The sequence below is a fragment of the Nocardia sp. CA-084685 genome, from assembly GCF_050955785.1.
Classification (GTDB): domain Bacteria; phylum Actinomycetota; class Actinomycetes; order Mycobacteriales; family Mycobacteriaceae; genus Nocardia.
This window is the reverse complement of record NZ_CP192094.1, coordinates 4295566-4309548: the sequence shown is the minus strand read 5'-3', so window position 1 is coordinate 4309548 and position 13983 is coordinate 4295566. Positions and strand designations below refer to the sequence as shown.

Below are 13983 nucleotides of genomic sequence, written 5' to 3'. Positions count from 1 at the left end.
TCGCTACAAAAATGTTCACCGCGTCGTGCCCGCGCCACTGGACGGAGCCTGCCCCCGGGCGGGGGCCCGGGGGGCAGGGTCGGTTGCGGGGGAGATAGGTGTGGGCATCGGAAAGGCCACTTCGATATGGGCGGCGGCAGTCAGCGCACGACGCTCGGCGAATGGGGCCGTGATCAACTGGACCCCGATGGGAAGACCCTCGGCCGAGACGCCCGCGGGGACCGTGACCGCGGGCAGCGCCAGGTAGTTGGCGGCGATCGTGAGGCGGTGCGCCGCATACATGGTCGCGACTTGTGCGGTGCCGCCGAGGTCGTAGCCGACCGGCCAGGGCAGTTCGTCCGAGACCGGGCCGAGCACGATCGGATGCTCCGCGAGGAAGTGGGACCAGGCCGCGCGGCGGGTGAGGCGCTCACCCAGTGCGGTCATGTAGCCCGCCAGATCCAGCGGCGGGAACAGGTCGATCGCCGCGTCGATGAAGGTGTTCAGTCCAGCGCTGCCGACTCGCCGCATGGCTTCGCGGCGCTGGACCACCACCTCGGTGGAGACCAATCGGCCGTAGTCCGCCGCCACCTCGCCCAATTGCGGCGGCTCCAGTTCGGTTACCGGATATCCCGCGCGTTCGAGTGCGTCGGCGCAGCCGAGCAGCGCGGCCCGCAGCTGCGGATCGATATCGTCATCGAGCGTGACGGCGACCGCGGGCCGGGCGGTATCGGTCACGTCACGCACCGGAATCCATCCGGGATCGCGCAGATCAGCGCTGTCGCTGAGGACCTCGAAGGCGGTCGTCAGATCGCGCACGGTGCGCGCCAACGGCCCTGGTGCCGTGAACAATTGGTTCGTTGGTGCGGGTGCGGCCCCGGACAGACTCGAGGCCACCGCCACCCGGCCGGGTGTGGTGCGCAGGGACGCGACTCCGCAGAACGCGGCGGGTATGCGCAGTGAACCGCCGAAGTCGGTGCCCAGGCCGAGGGGTGTCATGCCCGCCGCTACCGCGGCGGCGTCACCGCCGCTGGAACCGCCCGGGCTGCGAGTCGGGTTCCACGGATTCACCGTCGGGCCCGCCTCGTCGTTGTCGGTGTGCCAGCGAGTGGCGAAGTCCGGCATGTTCGTTCGCCCGATGACGATCGCCCCGGCTCGCCGCAGTGCGGACACCGCGGGTGCATCCGCTGCCCGCGACAGCCTGTCCGAAGGCCGCCACGCCCCAGGTGGTCGGGCTGCCCGCGACATCGAGGTTGTTCTTGATGGTGACCGGAACCCCGTGCAGCGGCCCGATCGGCACCCTGCGGTCGGCTGCGGCCGCCTCCGCGCGCGCGGTCTCGGCGAATACCGTGGTAAGCGCGGCGATTTCGGAATCGACCTGCTCGATGCGCTCGAGATGCGCCTCGACGACCTGGGCCGCGGTGACCGCGCCCTCGGCGATCAGCGTCGCGAGCGAGACCGCGTCCCGCGTCCACAGCGCGCTGTCCTGGCCGGTGTTCACGATGCCTCCTGTTCGGCGAATACCGCTGCGGTGCGCGGTGTTCGGCTGTCGTCGATGGATTTGCCGAGGGTGATGAAGAAGAGGATCAGCCCGGCGGTAAGCAGGATGTGGCCCACACCCGCGCCGAGCGCGATCGCCTCACCGCTGCTGCTGCCGAGGACGGTGAGGGTGCCGTGCAGCGTCATGACCGCGATGGTGATGACCAGGCCGATGTTGTACAGCCAGAAGAACCAGGCGTACAGGCTTTTCCGGGCGCTGAGCGTGAACTGCTTCTCCAAGGCCAGCACGATGAGGAAGAACAGCATGCCCAGTGCCAGCACATGGGTGTGCACGACACCGAGCTCCGACCGCCCGGTGAAATGTTCGGCCTTGGTGATTTCGCGGTAGTAGAACCCGGCGATCAGGCCGATGATCATATAGATGTGAGCGGTATTGAACAGCATCTTCATCGGGCGCTCAACGGTTTTCACGGCGCAGCAGCAGCGCGCCGGTGGCGGCTACCAGGGCGGCGGTGAGGCCGTGCACATTCAGGGCGGTGGCGGTGGAGCCGCGGCGCACCAGGATGGTGAGCATGTCGCCGGTCGGGATGAGGGCGATGGTGAGCAGGGCGACGCCGAGGGCGCGGCGCTGCCCGGCCGCGAGCAGGGCCAGCATGATCAGGCCGGTGACCACATCGCGGACGCCTTTGACATTCAGGAAGCCGTCGGCATCACCGCGCGGCCAGTCGGTGAGGCCGAAACCCGGGGCCATTCGCTGCGGGGCGAACAGATAACCGCCGCCGACGGAGATGATGAACCCGGCTCCCAGTACGGCGCCGGCCGTACCGAGACGTTCGCCGAGCCGGCGGGAACCACGCACGGAAACAACTGATTCCGTGTTCGGAGGAAGGGACATGAGCACTCCTGGATCGATGGGATACGCGTCCCGAGCATCCAGTGCTGCCCGTACCGTTCGCTGACAGTCGTTGTCAGCGAACGGTACGCAGCAGTTCGAGCACCGCCTCGTCCGGAAGCCGGGCGCCCGCAAGGAACTCCGCGCCGAGGCGCACGGGCCCGAGCGCCGCTTCCGCCTGGTCGAGCGCCCGCCGCCGGAACGGGCCGATGCGGATCACCCCGGCCCGCCGGTTGATCCGGTCGGTGGCGCCGAGAATGCGGGCCGCGCGCCCCGGGGCGCCCTTCGCCAGAGCAACCAGGGCATAACCGATACCGATCTCGGCCAGCAGCGCCGCCGAGGTCTGGGCGGCCAGATCGCGGGGCATGGCCAGCTCTCGCAGCGCGTCGTCCGGCCGGCCCGCCGCGACCAGGGCCGCCGCATGCGCGGTGCTCACGAAGGCCAGGTTCACGAAGCGGACGGTATCGTGGCGTCCTGCAGGTGGCGGGCCGGCGGGCAGCGGTTGCTCGGACATCAGCCGGTACAGTTCCATCGCGCGGTCGTTGTCGCCGCGCAGGTGGGCCAGGTGCGCCTGCATCGCCGCCAGGAAGCGCCCGGGCGCGGGGATGATGTGCGGGGTGATCAGGGCCTCGGCCAGGTCGATATAGGTTGCCGCACCGTCGGTATCGCCGCCGACCAGGTGCATATCCGCCGTGAAGAGCAGCACGCCCATGCGCTCACCGGCGCCCAGGTCGGAGCTGAGCAGTTCCAGCGCGCTCGCGATCAGCGGGCGGGCGCTGTCCAGGCCGAGCATCCGGGTCCGGTAGCTGGCCAGGGAGATCAGGGCGCGGCTGTGCGACCGGGCGTCACCGTGCGCGCTCAGGCAGGTGAGCGCCGCCTCCAAGGTGGGCAGGGCGCGGGCCGGATGGTCGCCGCCCAGTTCATCGAAACCTCGTGCTATCAGTGCATTTCCGCGTAGCCATGGATCGTCGGAGGTGGTGCACGCGGTCAACAGGCTGTCGTCGTCGCCGAGCAGGTCACGCAGCGCCAGTATGAGCACGAACATCGGGTGCGGGGGCCGATCCTCGGTGAGGGCCGCGCGGGTCAGCCGCTCGAATTGCCCTGTGTCATCCCGGATTTGGCCCCACCAGATGTTGGTGAAGTACGCCGGCAGCTCCTCGGCGTATCGGCAGGCCAGATAGGCCCCGGTACACCCCGGTGGCGGTGTGTCGCCGAGCGGGGCGAGGACCTCGCGGCGGCGTTCGGAGATGTCGCCATGCAACCCGCGCAGCAGCCAATACCAGACGAGATTCGCGTACAGGCGAACCGCACGCTCGCCGTCGCCGACGTCCAGCGCCCACCGCAGCGCGGTTTCGCAATTGCCGTTTTCGGCGATCAGCCGCGCGAGCCAATCGGGTTGTGCGGCAGTGCGTAATCCCTGAGCGGCGGCGTCAGCGAATTCCAGGAAGCAGTCGGCATGGATGCGAGCGACCTCGTCCGCATCGCCGGCGGCGGTCAATTCCGCTGTCGCATAGGCCCGGATGGTCTCGGCCATTCGATAGCGCTGTCCATCGAAGTCCACCAACGACTTCGTCACCAGTGAGGTGACCGTGTCAATGGCGTCCGGACCACACACCTGGGTGATGGCGTCCAAGGTAGCCCCGCCCGCGAAAATCGAAAAACGCCGTGCTGCTGCGGCTTCCGCATCGGTGAGCAGTCCCCAGCTCCAGGCGACGGCCGCGTGCAAGGTGCGATGGCGGGGGACCGCGTGGCGAGTACTGTTGGTGAGCAGCCGGAAGCGATCGGTGAGCCGCGCGCTGAGGTCCGGCAGCGGCAGGCTCCGCAGGCGAGCGGCGGCAAGTTCGATAGCCAGCGGCATGCCGTCCAAGCTGCGCACGATGGCGCGGATATCCGCGGAATTACTCTCGGACAGGGCGAAATCCGGGAGCGCCGCGGTGGCGCGGTCGATGAACAGCCGGACCGCGGGCGATGCGGTGACCGCCACGATGCCCGCGTCGGCTTCGGGCAAGTCCAAGGTCCGGACCGGATACAGTCGCTCGCCGTCCACGCCGATCGGCTCCCGGCTCGTGGTGAGCACCCGCAGCAGGGGCAGCCGCTGCAACAGATCGTCGATCAGGCGCGCGGTCGCCTCTACGACATGCTCGCAGTTGTCGAGTACCAACAGCATTCGGCGGCCGGACAGCGTCCGCTCCAGTACATTGGCCCATTCCGTGGACAGTTCGTCGGGTCGCTCGAACTGAGCGAGCGCGTTCGCTATCGCCACTCCGACCGCGTTCATGGCCGGCCGGTCGGCCTGTTCCCGCTCGAGTGCGGCGAGTTCGACGAAAGCGAAACCGTCCGCCCAGTCCATGGCGTGCGCCTTGACCGTCTCGGCGGCCAGCCGGGTCTTCCCGACGCCCCCGGTGCCCGACAGTGTCACCAGTCGGGCCTCGCGCAGCGCCCGTCGCACTCCTTCCACGTCGCGTCCGCGTCCGACGAAGCTGGTGAACCGCCTGGGCAGCAGCGGCGCGGACACCTGTGATGTCTCGCTGTTCCGGGACGCTGCCGTGACTCCTGTTCGACCCGATCCGGGCGTCGTCTCGATGACAGGTTCGTCGACTGCGGGATTACGGGGTGCGTTCGTGTGAATTTCGGCCAGGGCCGAGCGCAGCACCTCGGCGGGTGTCGTGCCGAGCTCGTCCAGTAACAGGGTCTCTGTTCGTTGAAACTGTTGTATCGCCTCGGATGTTCGTCCCGCTGCCGCCAGCGCCCGCACCAGTCGTGCGGCCAGCGTCTCCCGGAACGGATGTGCCGCTGCTTCCGAGCGGAGCTCACGCAATACCTCGCCGCCTCGGCCCAGGGCACGAAAGGCGTCCGCTCGCAGTTCGACTGCCTCGAGCCGCTGTTCGGTCAAGCGCAGTGCCGCGGCGCGCAATGCCTCCGATTCCCCCGCATCGATCAACGGCTCCCCGCGCCACAAGGCGAGCGCGGCATCGAAGCACGCGCTGGCTCGTTCGGCCGCACCGGCCGCCAGCAATGTCCGCCCCGCCTCGACCTCACGCGTGAACCGATGCACATCGACGTCCTCGGGCGCGAGTTCGAGCACATACCCGCCCCCGTCATTGCGCACCGCCCCCGGTGCTGCCGCGCGTAACCGACTCGCCAAGGTCTGCAACGCATTCCCGGCCCCCGCCGGCGGGTTGTCCCCCCACACCCCGTCCACCAGACGCGCTGCCGGCACCACTCGCCCGGCTTCGAGCGCCAGCAACCCCAGCAATGCCCGCACCCGCGGCCCCCCGACTGACGCCTTCGTCCCGTCCGCGGCCTCCACCATCACCGGACCCAATAGCCTTACCAGCATGAATCGTCCACCTCGCGGTCGATCCTGCGTGGCGCCCGGCCCGCTCGTCAAACCGGGCGAACCTGGGACCTCGCCGCATTGCGGCTATCGAACCGCCTCAGGCGGAAGCCGACGGCCGCGAGGACCCGGTCGGTGTCGGGCCGTAGCTGGTGGATCTGCGTCGAAAGGCCGAGACTGGTTATTGCCTGCCCGCGCCTTTGCGGCGCGCGACCGCACCGGTCGCACCCCTCAGAACCGCCAGATCGGGCGAGGTGCGCGGGGCTCCGCCTATCGATATCGAGGAGGCTGGAAATGAATCACTCAGACTTGGACCCGACCTTCTATCGGAGCGCAGCGGAAGCGGCGGCCGCGCCACCGGAGCGGCTCGCATACGTTGTTGCGTTCGACCGCGCGGCACAGAAGCCAGATGCGCTGTCGGTAATCGATGTGGATCCGGCCTCGGCCACCTACGGCCGGGTGGTGGGCTGGACCGAGGTACCCCACCTGGGCAACGAGCTGCACCATTTCGGCTGGAACGCCTGCAGCAGCGCGCTGAAGCATGAGGGCCACCACATTGAGGGGCTGGCTCGGCGGTACCTGATCGTGCCGGGTCTTCGCTCGTCGCGCCTGTACGTGTTCGATACCCAGCCCGACCCACGCCAGCCCATGCTGTCCAAGATCGTGGACAGCTCCGAGCTCGCGGCCAAGGCCGGCTACTCCCGTCCACACACGCTGCACTGCGGGCCGGACGGTGTGTTCATGACCTGCCTCGGCGGGAGAGATGGATCGGACGGGCCGGGCGGGATCGCGCTGCTCGATCACGGTACGTTCGATGTGCTGCGGCAATGGGAGACCGACCGCGGGCCGCAATACCTCGCATACGACGCCTGGTGGCATCTCAACCAGAACACGCTGATCAGCAGCGAGTGGGGCACTCCGTCCATGATCGAGGACGGGCTGAAGCCGGAGCTCCTGCTGGCCAACAGGTACGGCCACGCGATCCACTTCTGGGATCTCACCACTGGTCGGCACCAGCAGCGGATCGATCTCGGCGAGCAGTACCAGATGCCACTCGAGTTGCGCCCTTCGCACGATCCGGACGCCGCTTGGGGGTTCGTCGGCGTGGTGATCTCGACCCAGGATCTGTCGGCCTCCGTGTGGCGTTGGCACCGCGATGGTGGAGTGTGGGCGGTCGACAAGGTGATCACCATCGCGGCCGAGCCGGCTGATCCCGACCTGCTGCCGCCGGTGCTGAAACCGTTCGCCGCAGTGCCGCCGCTGGTCACCGACATCGACCTGTCGGTCGACGACGCATACCTCTACGTCTCCTGCTGGGGTACCGGGGAGCTCCAGCAGTTCGACGTGCGCGATCCGGCTCACCCGAAACAGACCGGGTCTGTCCGGCTCGGCGGGATCGTTGGCCGCACTGCCCACCCGAGCGCGCCGAACCAGCCGCTTGCCGGCGGCCCCCAGATGGTCGAGATCAGCCGTAACGGTCGGCGGGTCTACCTCACCAACTCGCTCTACAGCGCGTGGGACGACCAGTTCTACCCGGACGGGGTTGGTGCCTGGATGGCCGTGATGCACACCGATCCCGACGGCGGAATGACCATCGATGAGTCGTTCTTCCCACACGACGAGGACTTTCGAGGTCTGCGGGTGCACCAGGTGCACCTCCAGGGCGGCGACGCCTCTTCCGACTCCTACTGCTACCGGTAGGCGGGTCGAGCGGGGACCGCTGGATCTCGACCGCATGCGCCCGGACGACGGAGTGTCCGCACACGTCCAATCTCGGACACGCAGGATGAGCGGAGGAGGCCTGCCCAGAACCTGCTTGCTCGAGGAGTAGAACTCGCTCGAGCCCAGGGGTCTGTCGAGTGGTTTTCAATCCGGAGCTCGCGAGGGTCAGCCCGCACCGCGCGCCATAGTCGCCTCGCGCACCCTTGCCGCCCTGGCCACCGCGTGGCCCGGCTGCCCGGTGAGGCGATCCACTCGTGTGGCGCGATTTGAGGCAAACGCCTCATGCGACCACGGAGGCGGCGGACCGATGATCAGGGCATGACAAATCGAGTTCAGGAATCATGGAGATCACCGGTCATGACCGAATTGACATTCGAACCACCGACCGTCGAGCGGTTCGGTAAGCACACTTCAGATCCCGCACATGGAATGCCGGGCGGCGGGCGGGTCGATGCACTCGACGTAAGCCGGCATGTCGGGTCGCGGCAGATTCTCCAGGAGCTGTCGTTGTCGATCGAACCAGGCGAGTTGGTCGCCATTGCCGGCGGCAGTGGAGCAGGAAAGAGCACATTGCTGGAGATCCTCGCGGGACTGCGACCACCGTCTGCCGGGGAGGTTCGGCATGACGGCGTCGTTCGCCGGGCCCGAGTCAGTGCCGATTCCCGTATCGGCTACGTGCCCCAAGAGGACATCATCCACCTCGAGATGCCCCTGCGCCGCACACTGCACTACGCGGCGCGGCTGCGGCTACCCGCAGGCACATCGGCGGCCGAGGCGGACCGGATAGTCGAAGAGACTATGGATGACCTCGACCTGGCTGATCGGGCCGAGGTGCCGGTCCGAGCGCTCTCCGGCGGCCAGCGCAAGCGGGCCAGTATCGCCGTGGAGCTACTGACCCGGCCACACCTGTTCTTCCTCGACGAACCCACCTCCGGGCTCGATCCGTCGACCGCAGCCGACGTGATGCGCCTGCTGCGCCGACTCAGCCAGCGCGGGGTCACGGTCGTCCTCACGACGCATGAGCCGGCCGGCATCGACCGGTGTGACCGGGTGGTATTCCTGGCGCGCGACGGTCACCTGGCCTTCACCGGCAGCCCGACCGAGGCTCGGCACTACTTCGGGGTGGAGGATCTCACCGAGGTGTACAACCGGCTGGCTCGTGAGCACACCCCTCAGATCTGGGCAGAGCGATTCGCCGACAGCGGTGGAAAGTCGAAAGCCCGACCTGACTTGGCTCTACTGCCCATCCCTGCCACCCGTTCAGACGTCAAGCACACCGGCACGGTCCGGCAATGGTGGCTACTTACCCGACGCAATGTCGATGTTCTCCTTCGCAACCGGCTGACCCTGGCGGTCCTGCTCGGCTCACCGGTGCTGGTCACCGCGATGATGGCGACGCTGTTCAAGCGCGGCGCGTTCGATCCGCGTAGCGAAGCCGACCTCGGCCCGGCCCAGATCGTGTTCTGGATTGCATTCGCAGGCTTCTTCTTCGGCCTTACATACGGCCTGCTCCAGATCGTCGGGGAGATGGCCGTCTTCCGGCGGGAGCGCCTGGCCGGCCTCAGCGTGGGTGCCTACGTGGCATCCAAGGTGACAGCGCTCTTTCCGGTTCTGGCTGGAGTGAGCGCGGTGCTCCTGGGTGTGCTGCGTGTGCTCGGTCGGCTCCCCGCCGTTGGATGGGACGTGTCCGCCTTCCTGTTTGTGACGATTGTGATCGAGGCGACCTCGGCACTGGCCCTCGGATTGCTCGCGTCGGCCGCGGTCTCCAACGCCGCGCAGGCCGCCCTCGCCCTGCCGATGCTCTGCTTCCCTCAGGTTCTGTTCGGTGGCGCCATAGTCCCGGTTGACGAGATGGCCTTCCCGGGACGCGTGATGAGTCTCGGCCTATCCAACCGCCACGCATTCGAAGCGCTGGGTCGCGACCTGGATCTCGACCGATACACCGCCACGCTGCCGGCCATGTCCGCCTACGGCAACACCTTCCACGGAGGCACGGGCGCCAATCTCATCGCGCTCGCCTCGTTTGCCGTTGGCCTCATGCTGGCCACGGTATGGGTCTTGGACCGGAGGTCCCGGCCCGACGCATCCCGGCGATGAAGGCCCCGCACAGTCGGTCCCGCCAGATGTCTGAACAGATGTCGGCGGGCACCGGGCGTGCGGCACCAACGATGTTCCACTTCCGAGCCACAGACTGACGTCCAGACCGGCCTGTCAACTGTCAATACCGTCCACCCGGACGCGCATCGAATACGCGCTCAGCCATGTGACGTCAAATATCGCACCGGGCAGCATCATTGGTGGTTGCCGAGCTGAAGTACCTGGCGCAGTGGATGCTTCAATTTCCCACAGCCGCATTGACCGGGAAACCCGCCAGACCCCGATCGATCGCGGCGAGACTGGCCTGTGTGCGGTTGTTGACGCCGAGCTTGGCGTAGACACGTTCGACGTGGTTGCGTGCCGTCTTCTCGGCGATGAACAGTTCGACGGCGATTTCTCGGTTCGACCGGCCCTGCGCGACGAGTCGCAGGATCTCGACCTCGCGGTCGGTCAGCCCGGCCGGCCATGGCGTCCGCCGCGATATCCGCGGACCGGCCACCGCAAGCACGGCCGCAGCCGACTCGGCGTCCAAGCGTCCGGCGCGCGCCTGCTTCCGTAACTGATCGGCAGCGCCGCGAGGATCGAGCGGCGGCCGGTGGGGACGCGGCTCGAGCAGTCGCTGATAAGCCTCCGCCGTGGCAAGCAGCCGGTCCAACGAGGTCAACTCCGCGCCGGCGATCCCCCGGGGAAAGCCGGACCCGTCGATCCGTTCCCGGTGCTTCATCGCGACCGGCACCACCGACTCCAGGCCGTTAACTCGGCTCAGTATCCGGCCGGTCAGATCCGGATACATCCGTACCCGTTCCCATTCAGCCGTAGTGAGCGGCCCCTTCTTCTCCCAGATCTGGTTGGACACTCCCATTTTGCCGAGGCCGTGCACGAGGCCGGCACGGTAGAGATGCTTGATGTCCGACGGCGACATACCCAGGTATTGGGCTGCCCCGGCCACCAGATTCGCGACGCCGCGCGAATGCCCCAGAGTGAACGGGGATTTGAGATCGACGAAATCAGCCATGGCCTCGAGTAACTTGTCGCTCTCCTCGTCCGTCAGGGTTCGGTCACGATCCGGTGCTTGGGCCAACGCCACGGTCCAGACGTCCATTTCGAGCAACCCGTCCACGATCGCCGCCGCATCACGATCGAACACCGCCGCCACGGCCGGGCTGAACTGACTGCCGCGCCGAGAGCGGAGAACAGCCTTCGCGTGCTCGAGCCCACCTGTCCTCAGGTGCACCTCGACGACGTCTGCGACGTGAGCGATGTGGATCTCGACCGGGATATCCTCTCCGCGAGAACCGTTGGGCAACCCCCGGCCGTCCCAGCGTTCGAAGACGTAGGCCAGCGCCTTTCCGACCTGCCCGTCCAAGCCCATCCGATCGGACAGAACCCCGGCGGAACTGCAATGCGACTGGATCAGTGTGGCGACCTGGCCGCGAGCTGTGACCAGAAAGGCGGTGGCACGGATGCCCCGCTCCCAGCCTGGCAATCCGCGTCCAACATGGCTCATCATCAGCCGCAGAAACGGGAGGCCGGTCGTGTCCACCGCGTAGGTGCCGGCCCGGAAGGCGATGTCGTCGCCGAAGAGCGCCGAGAGTTCGTGAGAGTCGGCGTGACAACCAATCCAACCGACCAGATTGGTGTAGTACACGGTCGCTCGCTGTTGTAGGTCGAGCCCCATTCGTTCGGCGATCCGTGTCGCGATCAAGGACGACCGAAGCATGTGTTCCATCGGCTGACCCAGACCGAGGTCGATCGCAAGCGATATCGCGGCGAGCAGTTCGGCTCTGCTCAGACCCTTTCCCGAGCCGGGCAGCCTCCCGTGCGGGTGCATCTTCCCATTGTCCACCCGAATGAACAACGGCCAGGCGCCGGGCCGCGTCGATGATGCGCTCACGGTTGCGTTCGGCATCGGCGCGCAGGGCAGGCTCGTCGGCGGTCACCGGCGGGGTCGGGGGACTTGTCACATGGACCACTCTGCAGGTCGATTCTGCCGCGATATTCCTCGCGCAGGTCGAGTAGCGCCTCGACGCCGAGCAGCCCGATGATCGGGTCGACGTCGGGATGGGCGCGAATCGTGGTAGTGCCGTTGGTGATCGCCAGGTCGAGAACGCGCCGCGCCCGGTCGCGGATCGAGGCGCGGGTGAAGGTGCGCTCGAGTTCGCCGGTGACCGCGATCGCCCCGGCCAGGGTGCCATCGAGGTTCGGTCGTTCGCGGTCGAGCAGTGCCTTGTCCAGGTGCAGGTGTGATTCGATAAGTCCCGGGATGACGACGCGTCCGGCGCAGTCGATTTCGTGGTCGGCACGCCCGGACGGTAGGTGGTCGAGCTGCATGATGACGCCCTGGTCGATGACAATGTCGACCAGGGCCGCGTCGTCGGCGATGCGGGCGTCGCGCAGCAGCAGATCCGCCATGGACAACCTCCGGGAGAAGAACGGGACAAAAGTTGTATACGACCCTCGTGTTTCGTTCCGCCGCGAGAAATGCGACGTCTGGGTTACCGATCCTGTTGCGCCGCTGGATCAGCGGCGCGGTCGCGGCGCCGGTATGCCGAGGTGGCGTGGGCGATATGTGCGGCGACCACCTGGGTAGCGCGCTCCGGATCGCCGGCGTCGAGTGCGGCGCAGATCTCCTCGTGCTCCTGCCAGGAATCCTCGGCGCGCCTGGGCAGGTCAACCGCGTATACCCAGGCGATCTTCCAGCTGAGCTGGGTGATCAGCTGGCTGAGCAGGGTACTACCCGAGGCCTCGGCGAGTACCTCGTGGAAGCGGCTGTTGAGTCGGGTGAGCTCGTCGAACCGTCCGTCGCGCACGGCGTCCTGGCCGAGTGCGGTGAGTTCCTTGAGCCTGCCGAGTTGCTCCGGGGTGCGGCGCACCGCGGCGCGGCCCGCGCACAGCGGTTCGAGCAGGGCGCGGATTTCGAGCAGATCGGCGGCGTCGGCCTCGGTCAGTTCGGCGACGAAGGTCCCGGCGTACGGGCGCGACCAGGCGAAACCCTCGGCCTCCAAGGTGCGTAGCGCCTCACGCACCGGAACTCGGGATACTCCGTAGCGCTCGGCGAGGGTGTCCTCGGTGAGGCGTTGGCCGGGCGCGAAGACGCCGCGGATGATGTCGTCGCGGATGGCTCGGCACACTTGTTGCGGAGTCATCCGTCGGGTGGTGCTGCTCACATGGCTCCCACAGCGCGCTGGGTAGTGTTGTTCCCAGCGACCTGCGAGCAGTCCCTGGCCGATTCATTCGAGTGCCCCTCAAGCAGTCGCTAGCGGTGGCGGACGACCGAGAGCAGTGGTTGTATACGATCCACTCCTCAACCGTCGGATCGGATGCCATGAATTTACTACAGTCGCGTGCCGGTGCCCGCTCCACAGACATATACCTTCCAGCAGATCCCGACCGGATCTCTTGGGGACTACTGCCGAATTCCCTCGCCAACCCGGTGATCACGGTGGACTCCGGTACGGCTGTGTGCTTGGACACCATCAGCCACGAAGGCATACTCGAGGATCAAGGCCGGGATCCGGCGGCCTTCTTCGCAGCGAGTGGGATCACGGAGATCCTGGCCGACACCGCGGAGGTGGCGCGCTCGGTCGTACACGACCCGAGCGTGCACGGGCCGCATGTGGTAACCGGCCCGATCGCGGTGCGCGGTGCGCGCCCCGGCGACGTGCTCGAGGTCGAGGTGCTCGAACTGCTGCGGCGCGCGGAATTTCCGCAGCTCGGGGACCACGATCCGGATGGTCCAGTGCCGCCGGTGTGCACGATCGCCACCGTCGATGCGGCCGAGCGCGGGGTGATAGATATCGGTGACGGTCGTGCGCTGCGCTTTCCGCTCGACCCCTTCCTTGGCATTATGGGCGTGGCCGCGGCCACCGAACAGGCTGTGCATTCGGTGCCGCCTGGCCCGCACGGCGGGAATATCGACGTGCGGATGCTGGGCGTCGGTGCGCGGCTTTACCTTCCGGTTCAGGTGCCGGGCGCGATGTTCTACGCGGGTGACCCGCATTTCGCGATGGGCGACGGTGAAGTCGCGCTCACCGCCTTCGAGGCCCCGCTGCGCGCCACCGTGCGACTGACACTGCACGCCGATCCCGGGGCACGGAAAATGGCTGCCGCCCTGGCTCTTCCGTATGCGGAGACCGCGACCGACCACCTGCTGCTCGGCCTGGACACCGATCTGGACGAGGCGGTGAAACAGGCCACCCGCAATGCCATCACGTTTCTCGGTGCGCGCTATCGGATACCCCCGGCCGTCGCGCTCGCGTACCTCAGTGCCGCAGCGGATTTCCGCATCTCCCAGGTGGTGGATGTGGTGAAGGGCGTGCACTGCTGTATCAGCAAGAGCCATGTGGAGGGGCTGTGAGCGAGTGCATCCGGTTCTCCGCGTCCGAGCGCGGCGCGGTGGCGTCGTGAACGGCTGAATCGCCCGAGTCTCGCGCCGCGCCGCCCATTTCGGCCGCGG

Annotated in this window: 11 protein-coding genes; 3 read left to right on the top strand and 8 right to left on the bottom strand. The window is 67.5% G+C overall.

Annotated elements, in window-relative coordinates:
- Positions 1-15: 15 nt before the first annotated feature.
- From ACQP2U_RS19430 to ACQP2U_RS19410, 5 genes are all read right to left on the bottom strand, one after another.
- A complete protein-coding gene (locus ACQP2U_RS19430) occupies positions 16-1119 on the bottom strand; it encodes an amidase family protein (RefSeq protein ID WP_433716530.1) in 1104 nt (367 codons plus the stop codon).
- Positions 1001-1480, bottom strand: a complete 480-nt coding sequence (locus ACQP2U_RS19425; RefSeq protein WP_433715944.1) for an amidase family protein — start codon at positions 1478-1480, stop codon at positions 1001-1003. The genes ACQP2U_RS19430 and ACQP2U_RS19425 overlap by 119 nt, the downstream gene beginning before the upstream one ends.
- Positions 1477-1929 (bottom strand): DUF2871 domain-containing protein, encoded by a 453-nt coding sequence (locus tag ACQP2U_RS19420; protein ID WP_433715943.1) that lies wholly within the window; start codon positions 1927-1929, stop codon positions 1477-1479. The genes ACQP2U_RS19425 and ACQP2U_RS19420 overlap by 4 nt, the downstream gene beginning before the upstream one ends.
- Positions 1930-1936: 7 nt before the next feature.
- Entirely contained in the window at positions 1937-2374 is a 438-nt protein-coding gene (locus tag ACQP2U_RS19415) for a DUF4267 domain-containing protein (protein ID WP_433715942.1), read from the bottom strand.
- 73 nt (positions 2375-2447) lie between these two features.
- A complete protein-coding gene (locus ACQP2U_RS19410; RefSeq protein ID WP_433715941.1) occupies positions 2448-5711 on the bottom strand; it encodes an AfsR/SARP family transcriptional regulator in 3264 nt (1087 codons plus the stop codon).
- Positions 5712-6002: 291 nt separating this feature from the next.
- Here ACQP2U_RS19410 and ACQP2U_RS19405 point away from each other — a divergent pair, with 291 nt between their 5' ends.
- Both ACQP2U_RS19405 and ACQP2U_RS19400 read left to right on the top strand, forming a co-directional pair.
- Positions 6003-7409 (top strand): selenium-binding protein SBP56-related protein, encoded by a 1407-nt coding sequence (locus ACQP2U_RS19405; RefSeq protein ID WP_433715940.1) that lies wholly within the window; start codon positions 6003-6005, stop codon positions 7407-7409.
- Positions 7410-7712: 303 nt separating this feature from the next.
- Positions 7713-9527 carry an ATP-binding cassette domain-containing protein gene (locus ACQP2U_RS19400; protein WP_433715939.1) on the top strand — a complete coding sequence of 605 codons (1815 nt, stop codon included), beginning with the start codon at positions 7713-7715 and terminating at the stop codon, positions 9525-9527.
- Between the two features lie 238 nt (positions 9528-9765).
- Here the strand turns inward: ACQP2U_RS19400 and ACQP2U_RS19395 are convergent, their stop codons facing one another.
- The 3 genes from ACQP2U_RS19395 to ACQP2U_RS19385 form a co-directional block, all read right to left on the bottom strand.
- Entirely contained in the window at positions 9766-11358 is a 1593-nt protein-coding gene (locus tag ACQP2U_RS19395; RefSeq protein WP_433715938.1) for an HD domain-containing phosphohydrolase, read from the bottom strand.
- Between the two features lie 59 nt (positions 11359-11417).
- Positions 11418-11939, bottom strand: coding sequence for an amidohydrolase family protein (locus ACQP2U_RS19390; RefSeq protein ID WP_433715937.1), 522 nt, complete (start codon positions 11937-11939; stop codon positions 11418-11420).
- An 83-nt stretch (positions 11940-12022) separates the two neighbouring features.
- A complete protein-coding gene (locus ACQP2U_RS19385) occupies positions 12023-12694 on the bottom strand; it encodes a GntR family transcriptional regulator (protein WP_433715936.1) in 672 nt (223 codons plus the stop codon).
- Between the two features lie 158 nt (positions 12695-12852).
- Here ACQP2U_RS19385 and ACQP2U_RS19380 point away from each other — a divergent pair, with 158 nt between their 5' ends.
- Positions 12853-13884: an acetamidase/formamidase family protein gene (locus ACQP2U_RS19380; RefSeq protein WP_433715935.1), complete on the top strand. Its 1032-nt coding sequence runs from the start codon at positions 12853-12855 to the stop codon at positions 13882-13884.
- Positions 13885-13983 lie beyond the last annotated feature (99 nt).

Excerpts from the sequence above, each read along its gene's own strand:
- ACQP2U_RS19420 (WP_433715943.1), bottom strand. The coding sequence starts at position 1,929 with ATGAAGATGCTGTTCAATACCGCTCACATCTATATGATCATCGGCCTG.
- ACQP2U_RS19415 (WP_433715942.1), bottom strand. The coding sequence starts at position 2,374 with ATGTCCCTTCCTCCGAACACGGAATCAGTTGTTTCCGTGCGTGGTTCC.
- ACQP2U_RS19410 (WP_433715941.1), bottom strand. The coding sequence starts at position 5,711 with ATGCTGGTAAGGCTATTGGGTCCGGTGATGGTGGAGGCCGCGGACGGG.
- ACQP2U_RS19405 (WP_433715940.1), top strand. The coding sequence starts at position 6,003 with ATGAATCACTCAGACTTGGACCCGACCTTCTATCGGAGCGCAGCGGAA.
- ACQP2U_RS19400 (WP_433715939.1), top strand. The coding sequence starts at position 7,713 with ATGCGACCACGGAGGCGGCGGACCGATGATCAGGGCATGACAAATCGA.
- ACQP2U_RS19395 (WP_433715938.1), bottom strand. The coding sequence starts at position 11,358 with ATGCACCCGCACGGGAGGCTGCCCGGCTCGGGAAAGGGTCTGAGCAGA.
- ACQP2U_RS19390 (WP_433715937.1), bottom strand. The coding sequence starts at position 11,939 with ATGGCGGATCTGCTGCTGCGCGACGCCCGCATCGCCGACGACGCGGCC.
- ACQP2U_RS19380 (WP_433715935.1), top strand. The coding sequence starts at position 12,853 with ATGAATTTACTACAGTCGCGTGCCGGTGCCCGCTCCACAGACATATAC.